The 19,130-nt window shown below is 71.6% G+C and carries 18 protein-coding genes; 11 read left to right on the top strand and 7 right to left on the bottom strand.

Annotated features, from left to right (window positions below):
- Positions 1 to 42: 42 nt before the first annotated feature.
- Positions 43 to 594 carry a large conductance mechanosensitive channel protein MscL gene (gene mscL / locus ABD211_RS03360; RefSeq protein ID WP_344126067.1) on the top strand — a complete coding sequence of 184 codons (552 nt, stop codon included), beginning with the start codon at positions 43 to 45 and terminating at the stop codon, positions 592 to 594.
- A 74-nt stretch (positions 595 to 668) separates the two neighbouring features.
- Here mscL and ABD211_RS03365 read toward each other — a convergent pair whose 3' ends face one another.
- Positions 669 to 842 (bottom strand): acyl-CoA carboxylase epsilon subunit, encoded by a 174-nt coding sequence (locus ABD211_RS03365; RefSeq protein ID WP_344126069.1) that lies wholly within the window; start codon positions 840 to 842, stop codon positions 669 to 671.
- An 81-nt stretch (positions 843 to 923) separates the two neighbouring features.
- Between ABD211_RS03365 and ABD211_RS03370 the strand changes: the two genes are divergently transcribed.
- Entirely contained in the window at positions 924 to 3,182 is a 2,259-nt protein-coding gene (locus tag ABD211_RS03370) for a prealbumin-like fold domain-containing protein (RefSeq protein ID WP_344126071.1), read from the top strand.
- Here the strand turns inward: ABD211_RS03370 and ABD211_RS03375 are convergent.
- Both ABD211_RS03375 and ABD211_RS03380 read right to left on the bottom strand, forming a co-directional pair.
- The gene (locus ABD211_RS03375; protein WP_344126073.1) at positions 3,175 to 4,356 is read right to left on the bottom strand and encodes a glutathionylspermidine synthase family protein; all 1,182 of its coding nucleotides are present in this window, start codon (positions 4,354 to 4,356) and stop codon (positions 3,175 to 3,177) included. The genes ABD211_RS03370 and ABD211_RS03375 overlap by 8 nt on opposite strands.
- Positions 4,356 to 4,802: a hypothetical protein gene (locus ABD211_RS03380; protein WP_344126075.1), complete on the bottom strand. Its 447-nt coding sequence runs from the start codon at positions 4,800 to 4,802 to the stop codon at positions 4,356 to 4,358. The genes ABD211_RS03375 and ABD211_RS03380 overlap by 1 nt, the downstream gene beginning before the upstream one ends.
- 215 nt (positions 4,803 to 5,017) lie before the next feature.
- On the opposite strand from ABD211_RS03380, the gene ABD211_RS03385 reads away from it, so the two are divergent.
- The gene (locus ABD211_RS03385; protein ID WP_344126077.1) at positions 5,018 to 5,440 is read left to right on the top strand and encodes a DUF350 domain-containing protein; all 423 of its coding nucleotides are present in this window, start codon (positions 5,018 to 5,020) and stop codon (positions 5,438 to 5,440) included.
- A gap of 99 nt (positions 5,441 to 5,539) precedes the next feature.
- Here the strand turns inward: ABD211_RS03385 and ABD211_RS03390 are convergent, their stop codons facing one another.
- The gene (locus ABD211_RS03390) at positions 5,540 to 7,213 is read right to left on the bottom strand and encodes a TerB N-terminal domain-containing protein (protein WP_344126079.1); all 1,674 of its coding nucleotides are present in this window, start codon (positions 7,211 to 7,213) and stop codon (positions 5,540 to 5,542) included.
- A 71-nt stretch (positions 7,214 to 7,284) separates the two neighbouring features.
- Entirely contained in the window at positions 7,285 to 8,964 is a 1,680-nt protein-coding gene (locus ABD211_RS03395; RefSeq protein ID WP_425560329.1) for an acyl-CoA carboxylase subunit beta, read from the bottom strand.
- Between ABD211_RS03395 and ABD211_RS03400 the strand changes: the two genes are divergently transcribed.
- Together ABD211_RS03400 and ABD211_RS03405 are read left to right on the top strand one after the other, a co-directional pair.
- Positions 8,894 to 9,760 carry a biotin--[acetyl-CoA-carboxylase] ligase gene (locus tag ABD211_RS03400; RefSeq protein ID WP_344126084.1) on the top strand — a complete coding sequence of 289 codons (867 nt, stop codon included), beginning with the start codon at positions 8,894 to 8,896 and terminating at the stop codon, positions 9,758 to 9,760. The genes ABD211_RS03395 and ABD211_RS03400 overlap by 71 nt on opposite strands.
- A gap of 76 nt (positions 9,761 to 9,836) precedes the next feature.
- Positions 9,837 to 10,400: a PH domain-containing protein gene (locus ABD211_RS03405; RefSeq protein WP_344126086.1), complete on the top strand. Its 564-nt coding sequence runs from the start codon at positions 9,837 to 9,839 to the stop codon at positions 10,398 to 10,400.
- A 665-nt stretch (positions 10,401 to 11,065) separates the two neighbouring features.
- On the opposite strand, the gene ABD211_RS03410 is transcribed toward ABD211_RS03405, so the two are convergent.
- Both ABD211_RS03410 and ABD211_RS03415 read right to left on the bottom strand, forming a co-directional pair.
- Complete coding sequence (locus ABD211_RS03410) at positions 11,066 to 11,710, bottom strand: GtrA family protein (protein ID WP_344126088.1); 645 nt, start codon at positions 11,708 to 11,710, stop codon at positions 11,066 to 11,068.
- A 63-nt stretch (positions 11,711 to 11,773) separates the two neighbouring features.
- Positions 11,774 to 12,289 (bottom strand): GtrA family protein, encoded by a 516-nt coding sequence (locus ABD211_RS03415; protein ID WP_344126090.1) that lies wholly within the window; start codon positions 12,287 to 12,289, stop codon positions 11,774 to 11,776.
- Positions 12,290 to 12,629: 340 nt separating this feature from the next.
- Here ABD211_RS03415 and ABD211_RS03420 point away from each other — a divergent pair, with 340 nt between their 5' ends.
- The 6 genes from ABD211_RS03420 (at position 12,630) to ABD211_RS03445 (ending at position 19,113) form a co-directional block, all read left to right on the top strand.
- Entirely contained in the window at positions 12,630 to 14,453 is a 1,824-nt protein-coding gene (locus ABD211_RS03420) for a phosphoenolpyruvate carboxykinase (GTP) (RefSeq protein WP_344126092.1), read from the top strand.
- Positions 14,454 to 14,555: 102 nt separating this feature from the next.
- Complete coding sequence (locus ABD211_RS03425) at positions 14,556 to 15,323, top strand: isoprenyl transferase (RefSeq protein WP_344126094.1); 768 nt, start codon at positions 14,556 to 14,558, stop codon at positions 15,321 to 15,323.
- 100 nt (positions 15,324 to 15,423) lie between these two features.
- A complete protein-coding gene (locus tag ABD211_RS03430) occupies positions 15,424 to 15,837 on the top strand; it encodes a hypothetical protein (protein WP_344126096.1) in 414 nt (137 codons plus the stop codon).
- A gap of 221 nt (positions 15,838 to 16,058) precedes the next feature.
- A complete protein-coding gene (gene phoH2 / locus ABD211_RS03435; RefSeq protein ID WP_344126098.1) occupies positions 16,059 to 17,444 on the top strand; it encodes an RNA 5'-3' helicase PhoH2 in 1,386 nt (461 codons plus the stop codon).
- Positions 17,445 to 17,706: 262 nt separating this feature from the next.
- Positions 17,707 to 18,336, top strand: a complete 630-nt coding sequence (locus tag ABD211_RS03440; protein WP_344126172.1) for an aggregation-promoting factor C-terminal-like domain-containing protein — start codon at positions 17,707 to 17,709, stop codon at positions 18,334 to 18,336.
- Positions 18,337 to 18,444: 108 nt separating this feature from the next.
- Positions 18,445 to 19,113: a rhomboid family intramembrane serine protease gene (locus ABD211_RS03445; protein ID WP_425560330.1), complete on the top strand. Its 669-nt coding sequence runs from the start codon at positions 18,445 to 18,447 to the stop codon at positions 19,111 to 19,113.
- Positions 19,114 to 19,130: the final 17 nt, after the last annotated feature.

Below are 19,130 nucleotides of genomic sequence, written 5' to 3' on the forward strand. Positions count from 1 at the left end.
GTCACGTTACCGATCTATGGGCCCGACGGCAGAATGTCGCGCATGCGGAAGCTGATGCGCGAGTTCCGCGCGTTCGCGATGAGCGGCAACATGCTCGACCTCGCGCTCGGGTTCATCATCGGCACGGCGTTCGCGGCGCTCGTCCAGTCCCTCGCCCAGAACATCCTCATGCAGTTCGTCGCCGCCGTGGCCGGCAAGCAGGACTACTCGAAGGTGTCGGTCAAGGTCGGCGAGGCCGACATCTACTACGGCAGGTTCGTCACCGACCTGCTCAACTTCCTCATCCTCACGGCCGTGCTGTTCTTCGTCATCAAGATGATCAGCTGGCTGGGGATCGCGCGCGGGCGGGTGTTCGGCCGCCGCGACTGTCCGTGGTGCTGCGAGGAGGTGGCCGTCAACGCGCTGGTCTGCAAGTTCTGCCGCCAGCCGCTGGTCGAGGAACTGCCGACCCTCGCGGAGGCGCGCAAGCGCCTGGAGTCCCAGCAGGCCCGCCGCCTCCCGTTCCCGTTCGGGACGCTCGCCCCGCTCCCGAAACCCCGCCGCCGTCCCACCTCCCCGCCACCGCCCCCGCCGGACGCGGGCGACACGACCTAGCCGGGTCATGGACGGAACAGCCGAAACAGCGGCCATGATCATCCAAGATCCGCAGTGCGGGGGTGAGGGGAGCGTCAGCGGGTGGGGCGGTAGGTGCGGGCCCAGCGGGAGGGCGGTGCGGGGGGCGGCGGCGCGGCGGCGCTGAGCGCCGCCAAGGCGCCGACGAGCGCCGCCAGTTCCTCGGATGTCGGCGCGCCGCGCACCACGTCCACGCGCGGCGGCTCGTTGTCCGGGAGAGGTGCTGCCATACCGGGAGCATAGGACTCCGGCGTTCGGGTGACCCGGGGATATACCGTCGACGGCACCAGCCGGCATCGAGAGGGCCAGATGTGAGACCCCGCCTGATGATGGCCGCCGTCGTGGGCGTACTCGTGGGAATGGTCCCGAGCCCGGCGGCGGCCAACGAACCGAGCAGGGCGTCGACGTCGGCGCCGGTCACCTACCGGGTGACCTTCGCGGCCCGGGTCTGCGACGGGTTTGAGCAGGTCAGCGCGGCTCGGGTGCGCAGCGACCGGGCGGAGGCGCCGCGCCAGCCGGGCCGCGACTCGCCGTACGCGCCGGGTCAGGCCGTGGACCCGCAGGTGGAGTCGGCCGCCCAGCCGGGGTGCCGGCCGCTGCCGGGGGTCGCGTTCACGCTGGGCACGGGCCGCAGTCGGGGGACGCCGCTGAGCGTCGTGACCGAACCGTTCGCCACGAAGATCGTCACCCGCGAGACGACGCCGCTGCTGGACGCCCGGGGCCAGCCGACCGGCGGCACGCTGGCGGGCGCGACCACCATCAGCCTGACCGCCGCGCAGCGGGCCGCGGCCCAGTCGCGCGGCAGGCTGTGGGCGCAGCCCGGGACCCCGAAGGACCCGTTGCCCGGCGGCGGCCAGCTGGCGTTCGCGACCCTGCGCTGCGCGGCCGACCAGCGCGACGGCGCGAACGTCGCCTGGGTGGGCTTCCCCGCGCAGGTCCGGCACGTGTTCTGCGTGGCCTACTACGTGACCGGCGCGTCCGTCGCCACCGGCACGGTCGTGGTGCAGGCGGCGCTGACCCGACCGGTGGGCTACCCGCAGCCGCTGCGGCTGCGCACCGACCTCACCTACGCGCCCGACGGCGCGGCCCGGCTGATCGTGCCCGGCGGCGCGGCCACGCTCCCGTCGCGCGGTTCGGGCTCGGAGGTGCGGTTCACCCGGCTCGCCACGGCGCCCGGCGGGGTGCCGTACTCGATGGCCGCCGAGCCGCCGTCCGGCTGGACCGTCGCCTCGCTGACGTGCACGCCGGCGCTCGGGTCCGGGGTGGGCGTCTCAGGCGCCGCCGCGACGATCGCGTTGGCCGCCGGCGACACGGTGACCTGCACGTACCTGCTGTCCCCGCCGCCGGTGACCGGTCTCGTGCTGCGCGCCGTCGCGGAGGAGGGCGCGGGCACGTTCACCTTCGCGGTGCGCGGGCCGGCGTCCGCCGACCTCGTCGCCACGACCGGCCCGCCCGGCGAGCCGGTCTACGCCGCCGGGGCGAACCTCACCGCGCTGCCCGCCGGGACCTACACCGTGAGCCAGACCCTGCCCGCCGAGGGCGCCTGGCGGCTGGCGTCGGTGACCTGCGACGGGCAGACCATGCCGGTCTCCGGCCTCACCGCCACGATCGAGATCCCGACCGCCGGCGCGCCCCGCGACTGCGTCTTCCGCAGCGTCCGCCGCCAGGGCAGCCTCACGCTGCGGCTGGCCACCGCCGACGCCGCGGGCGCCGGCGTGTTCGTGGTCGCGGGCGGGTCCGCGGGCCTCACCCCGGTGGGCGGCTTCGGCCTCACCGCCACCACACCCGACGGGAGTACGCCCACGAGCGCCAGCGGCGACCTGCCGACCACCCTGCCCCTCGGCGAGTACGACGTGACGGCGGTCCCCGCGCTCGCGACCGTGTCGGGATCCTGGCGGCTGACCGGCCTGTCCTGCGACGAGGGCCCCGGCTCGCCGGCGGTCGGGCTGGACGGCCCGGCCGCGCTGACCGTGGCGCTGACCCCGGAGCGGCCGTCGCGCACCTGCACCGCCTCGTACGCGCTGCTCGCCGCGACCCAGCTGCGGCTGGTCTGGTCGATGCCGGACGGCGCGGCGGGCTCGACCGCCGCGACCGGGCAGGTGCTGGACGTGGCGTGCGCGGACGGGGCGAGCGGGCGCCTGATCCGGGCGCCGGGGGCGGTCGAGGCCCAACTGCCCCGGCCGCTCTACTTCGCGGCCGCCACCACCTGCGACATCACGGCCGGGCAGAACGCGCCGGCCGGCCTGAGCGTCACGGTGCGCACCGAGTCGCGGCCGGTGGGCGACGTGCCGGTCGCGTCCGCCAGCCCGGCGGGTGGCGGCGCGGCCGGCGAGACGGCGGTGACCGGCCTGCCGACGCACGTGACGGTGGACCTGTCGATGGCCGAGGTGGTGGTCACGGTGCTCGACGGGCCGCCCGCCCCCACCAGCGCGCCACCGACGGTCGTGGCCGGCGGGTCGTTCCCGGTCCCGCCGATGGCGCTGGTCGGCGCCGGCGTCGTGCTGGCCGGGGCGTTCCTGCTGCTGCTCGTGGTGGTGCGGGCACGCGGCCAGCGCCGGGACCCTATGTGATCAGGTGCGGGATGAACCGGGCGTTCGTGTCCGTGATCAGCCCGGCGGTCTCCCGGATGCCGAGGCCCGCCGGCTCGTCGTCGACCACCCACGCGCCGAGCACCGTGCGGTTCCCGTCGAACTCCGGCAGGGCGTGGAACGCCTGGTAGCACTGCGGCCCGGCGTACGGGAAGACCGGCTTGCCGGCAACGGAGAAGCCGGGCGTCACGATCTTCACGCCGGCACCCTCCCGGCCGAGCAGCGGCTTCTCGACGTAGCCGAGGGCGGCCAGCTCGCGCGGTCCATCCAGATAGGACGCCAGCAGGTTGGGGTGACCGGGGTAGCGCTCCCACAGCAGCGCGAGCAGCGCCTTGTTGGACAGCAGCATCTTCCACGCGGGCTCGATCCAGCGCGGGCCGCGCCCGGCGAGCGCCAGGTCGAGCAGGTGGCCGCCGAAGCTGTCCGAGACCAGCCATTCCCACGGGTACAACTTGAAGATGGTTCTGATCTCGCGGTCGTGCTCGTCGACGAACCGGCCGGCGGGGTCCCAACCGATCTCCTCAATCGGCAGGCACGCCGTGTGCAGGCCGGCCTGCTCGGCGCACTCCTGCAGGTAGGTGGCCGTCATGAAGTCCTCGCCGACCTCGTCGGCGGACGTGTACGTGACGTGCACCGGGCCCGACGGCAGGTTCGCCGCGTGCTTGCGCCACGCCTCGACGAGCCGCTCGTGCAGCGAGTTCCACTGGTCCTTGCCGGGGTGGCGTTCCTCCAGCCAGAACCACTGCGGGCCGGCCGCCTCCAGCAGCGAGGTGGGGGTGTCCGCGTTGTACTCGAGCATCCGGGCCGGCCCGTCGCCGTCGTAGCGCAGGTCGAACCGGCCGTACAGGCTGATCTCCTCGGCGCGGCGGTGCCACGAGCGCTCGATGAGCTCGACGACGCGCGGGTTGGCGATGGCGTAGTCGGCGTAGCGCCGCTCCGCGATCACCCAGGCGACCGTGTCGAGGCACATCTCGTGCAGTTCGGCGACCGTGTCCTCCAGCCGCTCGACCTCGGGCAGGCTGAACTCGTAGTACGCCGATTCGTCCCAGTACGCGTAGAGCTGGCCGTTGTCGCCGGGCGTGACCGCGTACAGCAGGCCCTGCTCCTCGACCGTGGCCTGCCAGTCGGGCCGGGGGGTGCAGGCGACGCGGCGCATCAGCTGCCGCCGCCGACGAACCGGCCGAAGCCGCCACGCGAGAACGAGCCGCCGGTGACCTTCTCGCCGACCCGGCTGCCGCCGCCACCGCCGTAGTACCAGCGGCCGACGCCGCCACCGCCCGAGCCGCAGTACGAGTTCTCGATCACCTGCTGGGTGCGCTGGTCGATGCACCGCTTGCGCTGGAAGAACTGCTCGTAGGTGGCCGTGCCGCAGCACGCGAGGGCGAGCGCCCCCACGATGCCGAACGCCACGTACTCGGATTTCTTGGTGCTCTTGGCGGCCGCCGCGCGCCGCGCACGGGCCTTGTCGGCGGCGCGGACCCACTTCGCGCCCTGTTCGAGGCGCTGGATGGAAGGGTGCTCGGCAGGGTCGGCCCCGTCGCGGTCGCGGCGTGCCTTCCGCGCCCGGCGTGCCCGGGCCCGCTTCCCCGTCTGCTTCTTCATGGCCGGCGAGCGTACCGGGCATGGTCAAAGCGCCTCTTGCGGAGGTCCGGTACCGTTCGGCGCCATGAGCGAGCGTCAGCGAGCGAATCATCAGCTCGGTAGGAACTCATGTCGATGCCGGAGCGCAGCGGAGGCAGCGGCATGAGTGAGCGTCAGCGAGCGAATCATCAGCTCGGGAATCAATGCCGGTGCCGGAGCGCAGCGGAGGCAGCGGCATGAGCGACGTGATCGACGGGCTTTTTGGTGCGACGGCCTTCGTGGCGGTTGGTGTGGTCCTTCTGGTGGGCGGGTTCCTGCTCACCGACTGGCTCACGCCGGGTGCGCTGCGTCACCAGATCTGGTCGGAGCGTAACCGGAACGCCGCGATCTTCCTCAGCTCGGCGCTGATCGGCGTCGGCGGGATCGTGTTCACCTCGATCATCACCACGTATGACGACCTGGGGACCGGGCTGGCCTCGACCGCCATCTTCGGCGTGCTCGGCCTGCTGCTCATGGCGGCCGCGTTCTGGCTGGTCGACATGCTGACACCGGGCCGCCTGGGCGAGGTCATCGTCGATCCGGAGCCCCACCCGGCCGTCTGGGTCAGCAGCGCCATGAACGTCGCGATCGCCGCGATCGTCAGCGCCTCGATCTCCTGAACGCGGCACGGATCCGCCGAGGTCTGGACCGTTACGCATGGAATTCGGCGCGCAATAGCCTGTCTAACGGTCCAAACACCGGCCTGGCGGACCGCAGGGCTAGGTCAGGAGGGCGGCCGTGTCCGCCAGCTCCCAGATCCGCCGGCGCGCGGCGGTCACGTCGTAGGCGTACTCCCGCAGGTTCTCCACCCGTGCCCGCAGGTCGTCCTCGTTGAGGCCGAACAGGTGCACGACGCGCCCCAGCAGGGATAGTTCCGCCGGGCCCAGCCCGCCGCCCACGCTCGTGACCAGGATGACCAGGTCCAGCGCGGCGTCACGGTGAGCCGGGCGGACCATGGCCAGCTCGGCCACGACGCCCGCCACCCGTGGCGGCCGCAGCTCCAGCAGGAGGCTGCGCGCGTGCAGCCGGCGCCGGTCGACGTCGCTGAGCGCCAGGCCGTCGCTGATCTTCCAGGCGAACGTGGCCGCGTCGGGGGAGCCGACCGTGACGGCGAGGCGCAGCAGCGCGGCGGCGGCCAGGTATCCGGGGCCCGGCCGGGCCGGGGCGCCGCTCGTGCGGCGGAACACGACGGCGTCGCTGTCGCGGCCCGGGTCGGCGAACCGGGCGTCGGGCTCGACCCCGAAGCCGCGCCGGTCGAGCGCGACGACCAGCGCCAGGTCGGCGCCCGACGCCGCGGGCAGCAGGCCGGTGAGCTGGTCGCGGGGCACCACCACGAAGTCCGTGGCCGGCTCGGCGAACGTGGCCGCCGACCACTCGGTGAGCCGGCGCAGGTCCGGCGTCGACGGCCGGGTCACGCCCGGCGGCAGCAGCGCGAACGCCTCGGCCGTGCCCCGCGCCTGCGGCGTCGTGCCGAGGAACCGGGAGTACGGCTCAAGCTCGGCCTGCACCCGGTCGGCGATCATGCGCAGGCCCGCCGGCCCGGTGACCATCCGCTCGATGTCGGGCAGGCCGGTGCGCACCACGACGCGCTGCCCGCCGAAGCCCGGGCTCACCGGGGTGTAGCTGATCGCCAGCTCGGGCGCGTTCTCGGTGACCGTCATGCCCTGCCCGGCGAACGTCTCCCGGAAGCGCAGCCCGAACAGGCTCGCGAACTCATCGGGGCACCGGGTCGCGGGCGCCCGCCAGCCCCGCTCGGGATGGTGGCTGTGCCACGAGTACGCCCAGTCTCCCGGCACGGGAGCGCCCGCCGCGATGAACCGCGCCACCCCGACCCGCAGCGCGGGCGGCAGCTCCGCGGGCGCCACGTCGGCCGGGTTGGGCGGGTCGAGGCTGTCCGCGCTCATCGCGGCCAGGGTCGACACGACGGTGAGCAGGCCGGACGCGTGCCGCTCGACGGCCGCGTGCTGGGCGTGGCTGTGCCGCAGGCGGGCCAGCTCCGCCGCGATCGCCGCGTACTCCTCCTGGGTGCCCTCGCGCCGCAGGTCGACGAGGACGCGTCGCTCCAGGCCGGACAGGAACAGCAGCACGTTGCCGGGGGCGGTCGGCTGCTGGCGGCCCGAGGCGAGCCACTCCAGGTACGTCCCGCGGCCGGCGGGGGAGAGTTTCGCGTAGGACAACTGGCCCGGCGCCTTGGTGGGCGCCGGGCGACGGACCTCGACCGTCGGGTCGATGAGCGCCGGCTCGGGCGCGTTGCCGGCCGCGGCGCGCAGCCCGGTGCCGAGATAGAACAGGCCGCCGCGCAACTGGAAGCCGCCGACCACGGCCGGCGGTGAGCCCGCGGGCAGCCACCGGGGCGCTGACGCGGGCGCCGGTGGGACCGGAAGCGCCGACACGTGTCACCCCCTGCACTCGCGGTCACCGGCTCACCACAATAGGGAGGCCGTCGGGTTACGCGGAAGCGGCCTTACAGGGGGATGTTCCCGTGCTTTTTGGGCGGCAGCGTCTCCCGTTTGGTCCGCAGCGCCCGCAGGCCCCGGGTGATCTGCGCCCGGGTGTGCGCGGGCGGGATGACCGCGTCGACGTAGCCGCGCTCCGCGGCCAGGTACGGGTTCGCCAGCGTGTCCTCGTACTCCTGGATCAGGCGTGACCGCTCGTCGGGCGAGGTGCGCAGCTCGTCGCGGTAGAGGATGTTCACCGCGCCCTGCGCGCCCATGACCGCGACCTGCGCGGTCGGCCAGGCGAAGTTCAGGTCCGCGCCCAGGTGCTTGGACCCCATCACGTCGTACGCCCCGCCGTACGCCTTGCGGGTGATGGTGGTGATTTTCGGGACGGTGGCCTCGGCGTACGCGTAGATGAGCTTGGCGCCGCGCCGGATGATGCCGCCCCACTCCTGCGCCGTGCCGGGCAGGAACCCGGGCACGTCCACGAACGTCAGCAGCGGAATGTTGAACGCGTCACACGTGCGCACGAACCGCGCCGCCTTCTCCGACGCGTCGATGTCCAGACAGCCGGCCAGGTGCAGCGGCTGGTTGGCCACCACGCCCACGGGATAGCCCTCCACCCGCCCGAGACCCACCACGATGTTCGGCGCGAACAGCGGCGAGACCTCCAGGAACTCCCCGTCGTCCAGCACGGTCCCGATGACCGTGCGGATGTCGTAGGGCTGGTTGGCCGAGTCGGGGATGAGCACGTCAAGGGCGCGGTCGGCATCGTCGGGGTCCAGGTCCGCCGCGCGCGGCCAGGCGGGTGGGTCGTCGCTGTTGTTACCCGGGAGGTACGCCAGGAGAGCGCGCACGTAGTCGACGGCGTCCTCCTCGTCCGTGGCCAGGTAGTGGGCGTTGCCGCTGCGCTGGTTGTGGGCGCGCGCCCCGCCCAGCTCCTCGAAGCCGACGTCCTCGCCGGTCACGGTCTTGATGACGTCCGGCCCGGTGATGAACATGTGGCTGGTCTGGTCGACCATCACGGTGAAGTCGGTGATCGCGGGGGAGTAGACGGCCCCGCCCGCGCACGGCCCCATGACCAGGGAGATCTGCGGGATGACGCCCGACGCGCGCACATTGCGGAAGAAGATCTCGCCGTACCGGCCGAGGCTGACGACGCCCTCCTGGATGCGCGCGCCGCCGGAGTCGTTGATGCCGATGAGCGGGCAGCCGATCTTCATGGCGAGGTCCATCAGCTTCACGATCTTCTCGCCGAACACCTCGCCGAGCGACCCGCCGAAGACCGTGAAGTCCTGCGCGAACACGCACACCTGCCGGCCGTCGACGGTGCCGTAGCCGGTGATCACGCCGTCCCCGTAGGGTCGGGCCCGGTCGAGCCCGAAGTTGGTCGACCGGTGCCGGGCCAGCTCGTCCAGCTCCACGAAGGAACCCGGGTCGATCAGCAGGTCGATCCGCTCGCGGGCCGTCTTCTTGCCCCTGGCGTGCTGTTTGGCGACGGCCCGCTCGGACCCGGCGTGCACCGCCTCCTCGCTGCGGCGCGCGAGGTCTTCGATCTTGCCCGCGGTGGTGTGGATATCGGGAGTCCCGGGCTCGGCTGTCACGTCTTGGATCGTAGTCAGGCAGCATGGTGGGGTGGCCGACTCGCCGTACACCGATCTTGACCGTCCCCCGCTGCACGAGGCGGCCCTGCGCCGCGCCCTCATCGTCGGCGACCTCTGGACCGACGTGCGGGTGGTCGCGCGCACCGGCTCCACCAATGCCGACGTGGCCTCCGCCGGGCGTGATGGCGCGCCGGAAGGCCTGGTCATCGTGGCCGAGCAACAGGACGCCGGCCGGGGCCGGCTCGGCCGCACCTGGGTGTCGCCGCCCCGCGCCGGCCTGGCGGTGAGCGTGCTGCTGCGGCCGGCCGCGCCCATCGCCCGGTGGGGGTGGCTGCCGCTGCTGGCCGGGGTGGCCCTCGCCGAGGCGGTCGGCCGGGTCGGGGTCGTCGACGCCGTGCTCAAGTGGCCCAACGACCTGCTCGTCCGCTCCGCCACCGCGTCCGACCTCGTCGGCCCCGGGTACGGCAAGTGCGCCGGTCTGCTCGCCGAGATGGTCCCCGGCGGCGCGGTGGTGCTGGGCATCGGGCTCAACGTGCACCAGCGCGTCGACGAGCTGCCGCCGCCCGCGGAGCTCGGCGCGCTGCCGCCCGTGTCGCTGGCGCTCGCGGGCGCGCTCTGCACCGACCGTGACCCCCTGCTACGCGCCCTGCTGCGGTCCCTCGCCACCTGGTACTCCCGGTGGTCGGCGGCCGACGGCGACCCGGTGGCGAGCGGCGTCCGCGAGGCGTACCTGCGCGGTTGCGTCACGCTCGGCGCGGATGTGCGGGTCTCGCTGCCCGACGGCGCCACCGTGGCGGGCCGGGCCTCCGATGTGGACCTCGACGGCCGCCTGGTCGTCGTCGACGCCACCGGCGACCGGCGCGCTGTCGCGGCCGGCGACGTGCGGCACGTGCGGTGAGATCAGCTACTCAGCTGACACATTTCTTCGCCCTTACCCGCTAAGGTCAGCGCCGGTCCCTCAGTTGGAGGTTGGTGTGGCTTTCCCTGAAGATTCACTCACAGACGATGAGAAGGTGGTGCTGCACCTGCACCCGCACTGGAAGGCTGTGCTGCTCCCGGTGTTCTGGACGGTGCTGCTCATCGCGGCGGTCGCGGTCGCGGGTGTGTTCCTCCCCGACGGCGGCGCGTCGAGCATCGCGCTGCTCGTGATCGGCGGCGTGGCGCTGGTCCTGTTCTTCTGGCTCGCGTTCGCGCCGTTCATCGTCTGGCGCAGCACCCACTTCGTCTTCACGAACGAGCGGGTCCTCCTGCGCGAGGGCGTCTTCTCCCGCGAGCAACGTGACATCCCGCTGGCCCGGGTCAACGACGTCGCGTCGAAGCAGAGCCTGCTCGAGCGCCTGCTCGGCTGCGGCACCCTGACCGTCGAGTCGGCCGGCGAGCGCGGCCAGTCGGTGCTCAAGGACATCCCCAAGGTGGTCGCCGTCCAGAAGGCCGTGTACCAGCTGGTCGAGGCCGACCACGAGCGCCGCACCCTCGACGGCGAGGAGATGCGCCAGATCATGCGTGAGCGCGGCACCCCCGACGAGCCCGCCAAGTAACGCACCCGCCTCCCACCCGCGGCCCAGACCCGCCCCAGGGCGCCGGTCTGGGCCGCCCCGTCCCCGCCGCGGCGGCGGTTCTGCTTTTGGCGCCATAAGCCCGGAATTCGGCCCGGCATTCCAGACCTATGGCGCCAAAAGCTCGGCGGGGCCCGGTTGTTGGCACGAAGGCACGCCTACCGGATCGGCCTTCGATCGCGGCCACCGCGGAAGATCGCGATTTCGAGCCAGGTAACTATTCAGGTGTCCCGTCCGAGTGACGTACGACCGGTCCGTGCCTCCATCGGTTGCTCAGGTGGTGGCGTCTCCAGACAGCGGTCACGATGAGGTTTCGGGTGGGACCCGGCGTTCCCGCTCAACGTCGCGATCATCGGTCCTCCGGCGCCCGTTGGCACCTAGATCGGGGTTTCTGTGCAGGAGTGTGGCTGGGCTGCGCTCTGGTACAGAAAACGGCGATCTTCACCCCGGCGCGGACCACCTGAACAGTTACCGTGCACCAAACGCTGATCATCTCGGCACCGCAGGGCGACATGTCACTTTCTGTGCCAAGAGGATGCGCGTTCGATTCGCTTGAAAGGTCGGAGGCGCGAGGAGCGATCTTCGGGACAAGCGTGGGTGGTGTGCTGCGCGCACGGCGCCGTTGGCCCGGGGCGGCGTCGGCAGGGTCAGCGGGTGTTGGCGCCGGCGGGGCGGCGGCCCTTCTGGGCCGGCATGTTGCGGGTGTTCTTGCCGCGGGTGGCGCCGTTGGTGCCGGAGGTGGCCGTGCCCGCGTTGGCCGGGGCGTCCGTCTCGGTGATCCTGGCGGCCTCGGCGTCGAGGTCCTCGGCGAGCTCCGGCGGGACGGAGGCGAAGGCCTCCATCGCCGAGGTCTCGGCGGGTTCCGCCTTGAAGACGTGCGTCCGGTATGCCCAGAAGCGGAAGACCGTGCCGATGACGATGCCGATGCCGGTGAAGAGGTTCAGGGCGAGCAGGTGGGTGATGTGCAGGCCGTACTTGCCGAAGGCGAGCACCGCGGTCTCGATGACCAGGCCGACCAGGTTGAAGAAGAAGAACAGTGCGTACTCGCGGCGGAGCGTGGACTTGGGGCGGTCCCGGTACGTCCAGTGGCGGTTCATGAAGTAGGCGGCGGTCGTGGCCACGATCGTGGCGACGGCCTTCCCCTTCACCTCGCTGTTCTGGAAGATGGTGATCCAGAGCAGGTTCGACACGCCGACGTTGACGCAGAGATTGATCACGCCGATGGTGCCGAACTTCGCCAGTTCGTGGGCTAGGCCCTGCCACCGCTGGGGGAGACGCTGCACAAGACGCACCGACCCACCTTACGCGCTAGGTCCACCCTGGGCTGAATTCGCGTTGTTTCCGGGGGATGAAGCTCACGCCTCGGCGGGACTGGGCGTGGGCACCGTGTTGTTGCGGAACACGAAACGCCGGTATGCCCAGAAGCGGAAAGCCGAGGCCAGCGCCGTACCAAAGATGGTCTTGGAGATGTTGTCGGCGAGCGGGCTCTGCAGGGCGGGCCAGTGCGAACCCAGCAGGTTGTGACTGAAAAGAAGCACAGCGGCGGTGATCAATAGGCCGACCACGTTGAAGAAGAAATACAGCGCGTACTCCCGGTGCAGGCCGGTGCGGTCGCGGTCGCGCCAGGTCCAGAACCGGTTGCCGAGGAACGCCAGGGTGGCCGCGACGGTGGTCGAGACGACCGTCGAGGGGAACCAGCCCCAGTCGAGGCCCACCCGGCATACGTTGAAGATCAGGAAGTCGACGACGAACGTGCTCGCGCCCACGATGCCGAACTTGCCGAACTCGTGGATGAGGTGCGCGAAGCGCCGGTAGAGGCCGACGAGGCCACCGGTGTCGGGCTCGGCGACGGGGGAGGGCAGCGGAGGCACGACCCCGAGCGTACCGGCCCGGCGCCGCCAGGACCGTCCGGAAGGCGCGCGGCGCACCCGATGCGCGACTGTGCGCGCAGAATCCAGCCAGCGAGCGCTCTCGCGCAAATCCTTCGGATTCTGCCGTTACTTGTGCACTTATTCACAAGAACTCGCGGTTGTAGCGGCAATTCTTCGGTCTAGGGTGAGCCAATCCCCGGAAGTTTCACGGCCGTTCGAACGGCCGACTTTCGGCATTGGGTCAACGTTGACCAGAGGAGAAAGCCATGGCCGAGCGCAGCGAGGGCATCAGCCAGCTCAGACAAAGTCATGTCGACGCCACCCGAAGGGGGGCGGCGACATGACGACGGCGGCACCCGAAAGAACAGCGACCAGCCCGACCCCGACCAACCACCGCGCCCTCCTCGCCTGGGTGCGCGAGATGTCCGAACTGACCCGTCCCGACCGGGTCGTGTGGTGCGACGGATCCGAGGCCGAGGCGGGTGAGCTGACCCGGGCGCTCGTCGCCGGCGGCACGCTCGAGCCGCTGCGGCGGCCGGGCGACTTCCTGGCCCGCACCGACCCCGGCGACGTGGCCCGCGTCGAGGAGCGCACCTTCATCTGCTCGCCCGACCCCGACGACGCCGGCCCGACCAACAACTGGATGGCCCCCGACCAGATGCGGGCGACCATGACCAGGCTCTACGACGGCTGCATGCGCGGCCGGACGATGTACGTGGTGCCGTTCTGCATGGGCCCGCTCGACGCCGCCGAGCCGAAGTTCGGCGTCGAGCTCACCGACAGCGCGTACGTCGTGGTCAGCATGCGGACGATGACCCGGATGGGCGCCGCCGCGCTCGCCGCGATGGGTGAGAACGCGCCGTTCGTGCGCGCGCTGCACTCGGTCGGCGCGCCGCTGGAGCCCGGCCGGGCCGACGTGCCGTGGCCGTGCAACGAGACGAAGTACATCTCGCACTTCCCCGCGACCCGCGAGATCTGGTCGTACGGGTCCGGCTACGGCGGCAACTCGCTGCTCGGCAAGAAGTGCTACTCGCTGCGCATCGCCAGCGTCATGGGGCGCGACGAGGGCTGGCTCGCCGAGCACATGCTCATCCTCAAGCTGACCTCGCCGCAGGGCGCCACGCACTACATCGCGGCGGCGTTCCCGTCGGCGTGCGGCAAGACCAACCTCGCGATGCTGGAGCCGACGCTGCCGGGCTGGCGTGTGGAGACGCTCGGGGACGACATCGCCTGGCTGCGCTTCGGCGACGACGGCCGGCTCTACGCGGTCAACCCGGAGTACGGGCTGTTCGGCGTCGCGCCCGGCACCGACTGGACGACCAACCCCAACGCCATGCGCACCCTGGAGCGCGGCAACACGATCTACACCAATGTCGCCCGTACCGCAGAGGATGGGGTGTGGTGGGAGGGCATGGGCGCGGCCCCGGCCGGGCTCACCGACTGGCACGGGCAGCCGTGGGACGGCAGCGCGCCGGCGGCGCACCCGAACTCGCGGTTCTGCGTGCCCATCCGGCAGTGCCCCATCCTCGCCCCGGAGTACGACGACCCGCGCGGCGTGCCGATCTCGGCGATCCTCTTCGGCGGGCGCCGGCGCACGACGGTCCCGCTGGTCACCGAGGCGCGCGACTGGGCGCACGGGGTGTTCCTGGGCGCGACCCTCAGCTCGGAGACGACCGCGGCGGCGACCGGCAAGGTCGGCGTGGTGCGGCGTGACCCGATGGCGATGCTGCCGTTCATCGGCTACCACGCGGGCGACTACTTCGCGCACTGGTTGAACGTCGGCAAGCATGCCGACGCGGCCGTACTCCCCAGGATCTTTTATGTGAACTGGTTCCGCCGGGGCGAGGACGGGCGCTTCCTCTGGCCCGGCTTCGGTGAGAACTCGCGCGTGCTCAAGTGGGTCGTGCAGCGGCTGGAGGGCACCGGCGAGGCGGTCGAGACGCCGATCGGGCTGACCCCGCCGGCGGCCGCGATCGACCGGAGCGGGCTGGACCTCGACGTGGCCGACGTCGCCGAGGCGCTGCGTGTCGACGTGGCCGAGTGGCGGGCCGAACTGCCGGACCTCTCCGACTGGTTTGCCCGCTTCGGCGAGAAACTTCCGACCGTACTGTGGGCGGAGCTGGATGCCCTGAAAGTCCGCCTCGGCGGTTCGGACAGCCGGTAGTCAAGATCCAGGTGCGTCGCTGTCGTAACCCCGACTGTGCGACGCACCTGGATCGTGAAGTCACCTCTGGCGTGCCCGGCAAAGGTGGCTACGCTGCAGGTTGTGGGTCTGAAGCAAGTCATCTACTCCGTGTACGAGCGGCGCCTCGCCCGCAAGCTCACGGGCAGGCCGCGCCCCCTCCACGTCGGCGTCATGTGCGACGGCAACCGTCGCTGGGCGAAGGAGATGGGCTACGTCGACCCGAACGACGGGCACCGCGTGGGCGCCGAGCGCATCAAGGAACTGCTGCGCTGGTGCGACGAGGCGGGCATCAAGCACGTCACCCTCTGGCTGCTGTCGACGGACAACCTGAGCCGTCCCGCCGCCGAGCTGGACCCGCTGCTGCGCATCATCGAGGACCTGGTCACCGAACTGGCCGAGGACGGGCAGCCCTGGCGGCTGCGCATGGTCGGCGCGCTCGACGTGCTGCCCCAGCCGCTGGCGGTGGCGCTCAAGGCCGCCGAGGAGCGCACCGTCGGCCGCGAGGGCCCGCAGGTCAACATCGCCGTCGGGTACGGCGGCCGGCGCGAGGTCGTCGACGCGGTCCGGTCGCTGCTGCACGAGCACGCCCGCTCCGGCGGCACGCTGGAGGAGCTGGCCGAGGTCATCGACGTCGACCACATCGCGGAGCACCTCTACACCAAGGGTCAGCCCGACCCCGACCTGGTCATCCGCACCAGCGGTGAGCAGCGGATGTCCGGCTTCCTGCTGTGGCAGAGTGCGCACTCGGAGTTCTACTTCGCCGACGTCAACTGGCCGGAGTTCCGCAAGGTCGACTTCATGCGCGCCCTGCGCTCGTACGCGAACAGACAACGACGATTCGGCGCCTAAGTCGATCAGCACCTGCGGTGCGTAACTGTCCGTTCACGTAGCTCGTTGTAAAGAGGGCGGCGACCTCCGCCGGTCCTTGCACGCTCTCCGGGGAGACGGCGTGAACGAGTTTTTTGCGGTGCTCCTGGTGCTGCTGCTCGCCGTTTCCGGGTACGTCGCGGGTCGCATGCACGGGCAGTACAGCTACCACGTGGGGTACCGGTTCGGGTACCGGCACGGGTACTACGACGGCGACCGGGCCAGCTGGAACCGACGCCGCCGCGAGCTGCAGAACGCCGTCGCGTCCGTGATGCGCCAGCCCGAGACGCCCCGCCAGCCCGGCCCGCCCGGGGGCACCACCTACGCCAGTTCCGCGTACACCGATGTGGACGAGCCCGAGACCCCGGGCGACGAGGACACCGAGGTGATCGCCGAGGCGCCCGACGATCCGGGCGAGAGCGTGACCGCGGAGCGGGCCGCGCGTCCCCGTCGCCCGCGAGGGTGGCCCGGCGCCAGCAGCGTGCGCAGGGCGTGACGCTTTGTTCAAGGCTTGGTCAAAGGATCTGGTCAGGGTGGCGTTCAGCGGTTAGCGTCTTGGTGTGGCACGGGGGTTTCCCGGGCTACCCGAGGCCCGACCGAGCCGTTGTCGGAAGGCGACGGCGTTGATGCAGACGCGTGGCCGGCACCCGACCGCGCGCGGGCATCGGTGGTTGTGCGGACCCGGATGCCGAGGTGCGCATCCGCCGGAGCTGCCTCGTGACCAAGACCAGTTCCCCCGCATCGGGCAAGAAGACCACTCCCGCCCCCCGTCGTCGTGCGACTGTCGCCGACGCCGGTGAGGAGGCCAAGCCAGCCCAACGGATCATCGTCCTCGACACGTCCGTGCTGCTGGCGGACCCGTCAGCGATTCTGCGGTTCGCGGAGCACGAGGTCGTGCTGCCGCTCGTGGTGATCTCCGAGCTTGAGGGCAAGCGGCACCATCCCGAGATCGGTGCCTTCGCCCGTCAGGCCCTGCGCATGCTCGACGACCTGCGGGTCGCCCACGGGCGCCTGGACATCCCGATCCCGGTGAACGACGCCGGCGGGATGGTCCGGGTGGAGCTGAACCACAGCGATCCCGCGATCCTGCCGCCCGGCTTCCGAACGGACTCCAACGACGCCCGCATCCTCGCGGTGGCGCTGGCCCTGGCAGCGGACGGCAACGACGTCACGCTGGTCACCAAGGACATGCCGCTGCGGGTCAAGGCCGCCGCCGTGGGCCTGGTCGCCGACGAGTACCGGCACGGCCAGGCCAGCGACCCGGGTTGGACGGGCATCGCCGAGTTCGAGTTGGCCGCCGACGAGGTGGCGCAGCTCTACGCGGGCGAGCCGCTCGACCATGAGGAGGCGCGGGAGCTGCCCTGCCACACCGGCCTGGTCCTGCATTCGCAGAACGGGTCGGCGCTGGGCCGGGTGATGCCCGACAAGAGCGTGCGCCTGGTGCGCGGCGACCGCGAGGCGTTCGGCCTGCGGGGCCGCTCGGCGGAGCAGCGCATCGCGCTCGACCTGCTGCTCGACGACTCGATCGGCATCGTGTCGCTCGGCGGGCGCGCGGGCACGGGCAAGTCGGCGTTGGCGCTGTGCGCGGGTCTTGAGGCGGTGATGGAGCGGCGCAAGCACCGGAAGGTCATCATCTTCCGGCCGCTGTACGCCGTGGGCGGGCAGGAGCTGGGCTATCTGCCGGGCACCGAGGCCGAGAAGATGGCGCCCTGGGCGCAGGCGGTCTACGACACGCTCGGCGCGGTCGCGCACGAGAACGTGCTGGAGGAGATCGGCTCCCGGGGTCTGCTGGAGATCCTGCCGCTCACCCACATCCGCGGGCGCAGCCTGCACGACGCGTTCGTCATCGTCGACGAGGCGCAGTCGCTGGAGCGCGGGGTTCTGCTCACCGTGCTGTCGCGCATCGGCACCGGCTCGCGCGTCGTGCTCACCCACGACGTCGCGCAGCGGGATAACCTGCGCGTCGGCCGGCACGACGGCGTGGCCGCAGTCATCGAGGCGCTGAAGGGTCACCCCCTCTTCGCGCACGTGACGCTCACCCGTTCGGAGCGGTCGCCGATCGCCGAGGTGGTCACCGATCTGCTCGAGGACCTGCCGGTATAGAGCAGATAAGATCCCTTTTGTGCTGTGGCAAAAGTCACTTCGACGTGCCGGCGTGACGGTTGCTGCGCGAGGGTGGTCGACGGGCCGCTGAGACTCCTTCCGGAGGCCGCGGCCCGCGACCGCCCTCGCGACGCACTACAGAGGGCGTGTCGCGTCCCTGTCCCCGGCGAAGGGAAAGTTCGTGGCCCGGCCACAACGCCGACGCTCCACGGCACGTACATCCCCCAACCGTCACGCCAAGACCAGCGTCGCCCCGCGGGCGCTGGCGGTCCTGCTGCTGCTCGTCGGCGCGGCCGGCGGCGGTTATCTCGGCATATACCGGCAGCACGCGGCCAAGGTGGCCGCCCAGGAGTCCCGCTACGACGTCGAGTCCGACATCGCGGCCCTGGACCAGTCCAAGCTGTACGACGCGCGCGCCGGCCTCGACCCGGCCGTGCAGGCCGCGCTCGACAAGGCGGCCGCGGAGGCCAAGGACCAGGCCGCCAAGGCCAAGAAGGCCAACGAGCTGGCCGAGCGGGCCCAGGCGGCGAGCCGGTCGGAGAACCGGGAGCCCCCGGACTACGGCCCGATCCCGTCCTCGTGCGACGACTACACGGGCAACCGCGCGATCGGCTGTGCCGAGCTGCTCAAGAAGGGCTTCGGGCTCGACCAGATGCCGTGCCTGAACAAGCTCTGGAACAAGGAGAGCAACTGGCGGACCACCGCCGAGAACACCTCCTCCGGGGCGTACGGCATCCCGCAGGCGCTGCCCGGCAGCAAGATGGCCAGCGAGGGCGACGACTGGCGGACCAACCCGGCGACGCAGATCAAGTGGGGCCTGGGCTACATCAAGGGCCGCTACGGCACGCCGTGTAAGGCTTGGGACCACTCGGTAGCAACCGGTTGGTATTAGGCGTCGCCGGAGGCGATGTCCGACCGGTTGGTATTAGGCATCGCCGGGGGCGATGTCCGACCGGTTGGTACTAGCAGGTCCCGACGCGGGCGTGGTAGCTCTGACCACGTGACGATCGAGGATTCCTCGGAACCGGCTCACGTCCCTGGACGTGAGCCGGTTGCCGATTCGGCGGACCGGTTCGGGACCCCCGCCTTCTACGCCGCCATCGGGCGGGCCTTCGTGGCCATGTGCGCCCTCGTGCCGATCCTCGCCGTCGTCGAGCTGGGCGACCGGCTCACCGGCGGGGCGTTGCTGCGCGTCGGCGGCATCCGCCCGCGCCGCCTCGACGGGCTGGACGGCATCCTCCTCGCGCCGTTCCTGCACGCGAGCTGGGACCATCTCGTGGTCAACAGCGCGCCACTGATCCTGCTGGGCACGTTCGTGCTCGCCGCCGGGTGGCGCAGCTTCCTGCTCAGCACTCTCGTCATCGCCGTCGTCAGCGGCATCGGGACGTGGCTGCTCACGCCGGAGAACACGATCGTGGTCGGCGCGAGCGGCGTCATCTTCGGGTACCTGGGGCTGCTGCTCGCCCGCGGTGTCGTGGAGCGCCGGCTGTGGCACATCGGCGTGGGTCTGCTGGTCGCCGTCCTCTACGGCTGGCAGATCCTGCTGATCGACCCCGCGAACACGCAGGTGTCCTGGCAGGCGCACCTGTTCGGCTTCGCCGGCGGGATCATCGCCGCGGTGCTCGTGCGCACCCGACGGAGCTTGCCGCCCGCCGTGGCGCACCCGTAACGTTGCGTCAAGCTGTG

Source organism: Luedemannella flava, from assembly GCF_039528515.1.
Taxonomy (GTDB): domain Bacteria; phylum Actinomycetota; class Actinomycetes; order Mycobacteriales; family Micromonosporaceae; genus Luedemannella; species Luedemannella flava.

Coding starts and splice junctions, on each gene's coding strand:
- ABD211_RS03375 (WP_344126073.1), bottom strand. CDS start 4,356: ATGCGCCGCGTCGCCTGCACCCCCCGGCCCGACTGGCAGGCCACGGTC.
- ABD211_RS03395 (WP_425560329.1), bottom strand. CDS start 8,964: ATGAGGGCGCGGCGCAGGGCCGCCTCGTGCAGCGGGGGACGGTCAAGA.
- ABD211_RS03420 (WP_344126092.1), top strand. CDS start 12,630: ATGACGACGGCGGCACCCGAAAGAACAGCGACCAGCCCGACCCCGACC.
- ABD211_RS03385 (WP_344126077.1), top strand. CDS start 5,018: ATGAGCGACGTGATCGACGGGCTTTTTGGTGCGACGGCCTTCGTGGCG.
- mscL (WP_344126067.1), top strand. CDS start 43: ATGCGGAAGCTGATGCGCGAGTTCCGCGCGTTCGCGATGAGCGGCAAC.
- ABD211_RS03380 (WP_344126075.1), bottom strand. CDS start 4,802: ATGAAGAAGCAGACGGGGAAGCGGGCCCGGGCACGCCGGGCGCGGAAG.
- ABD211_RS03365 (WP_344126069.1), bottom strand. CDS start 842: ATGGCAGCACCTCTCCCGGACAACGAGCCGCCGCGCGTGGACGTGGTG.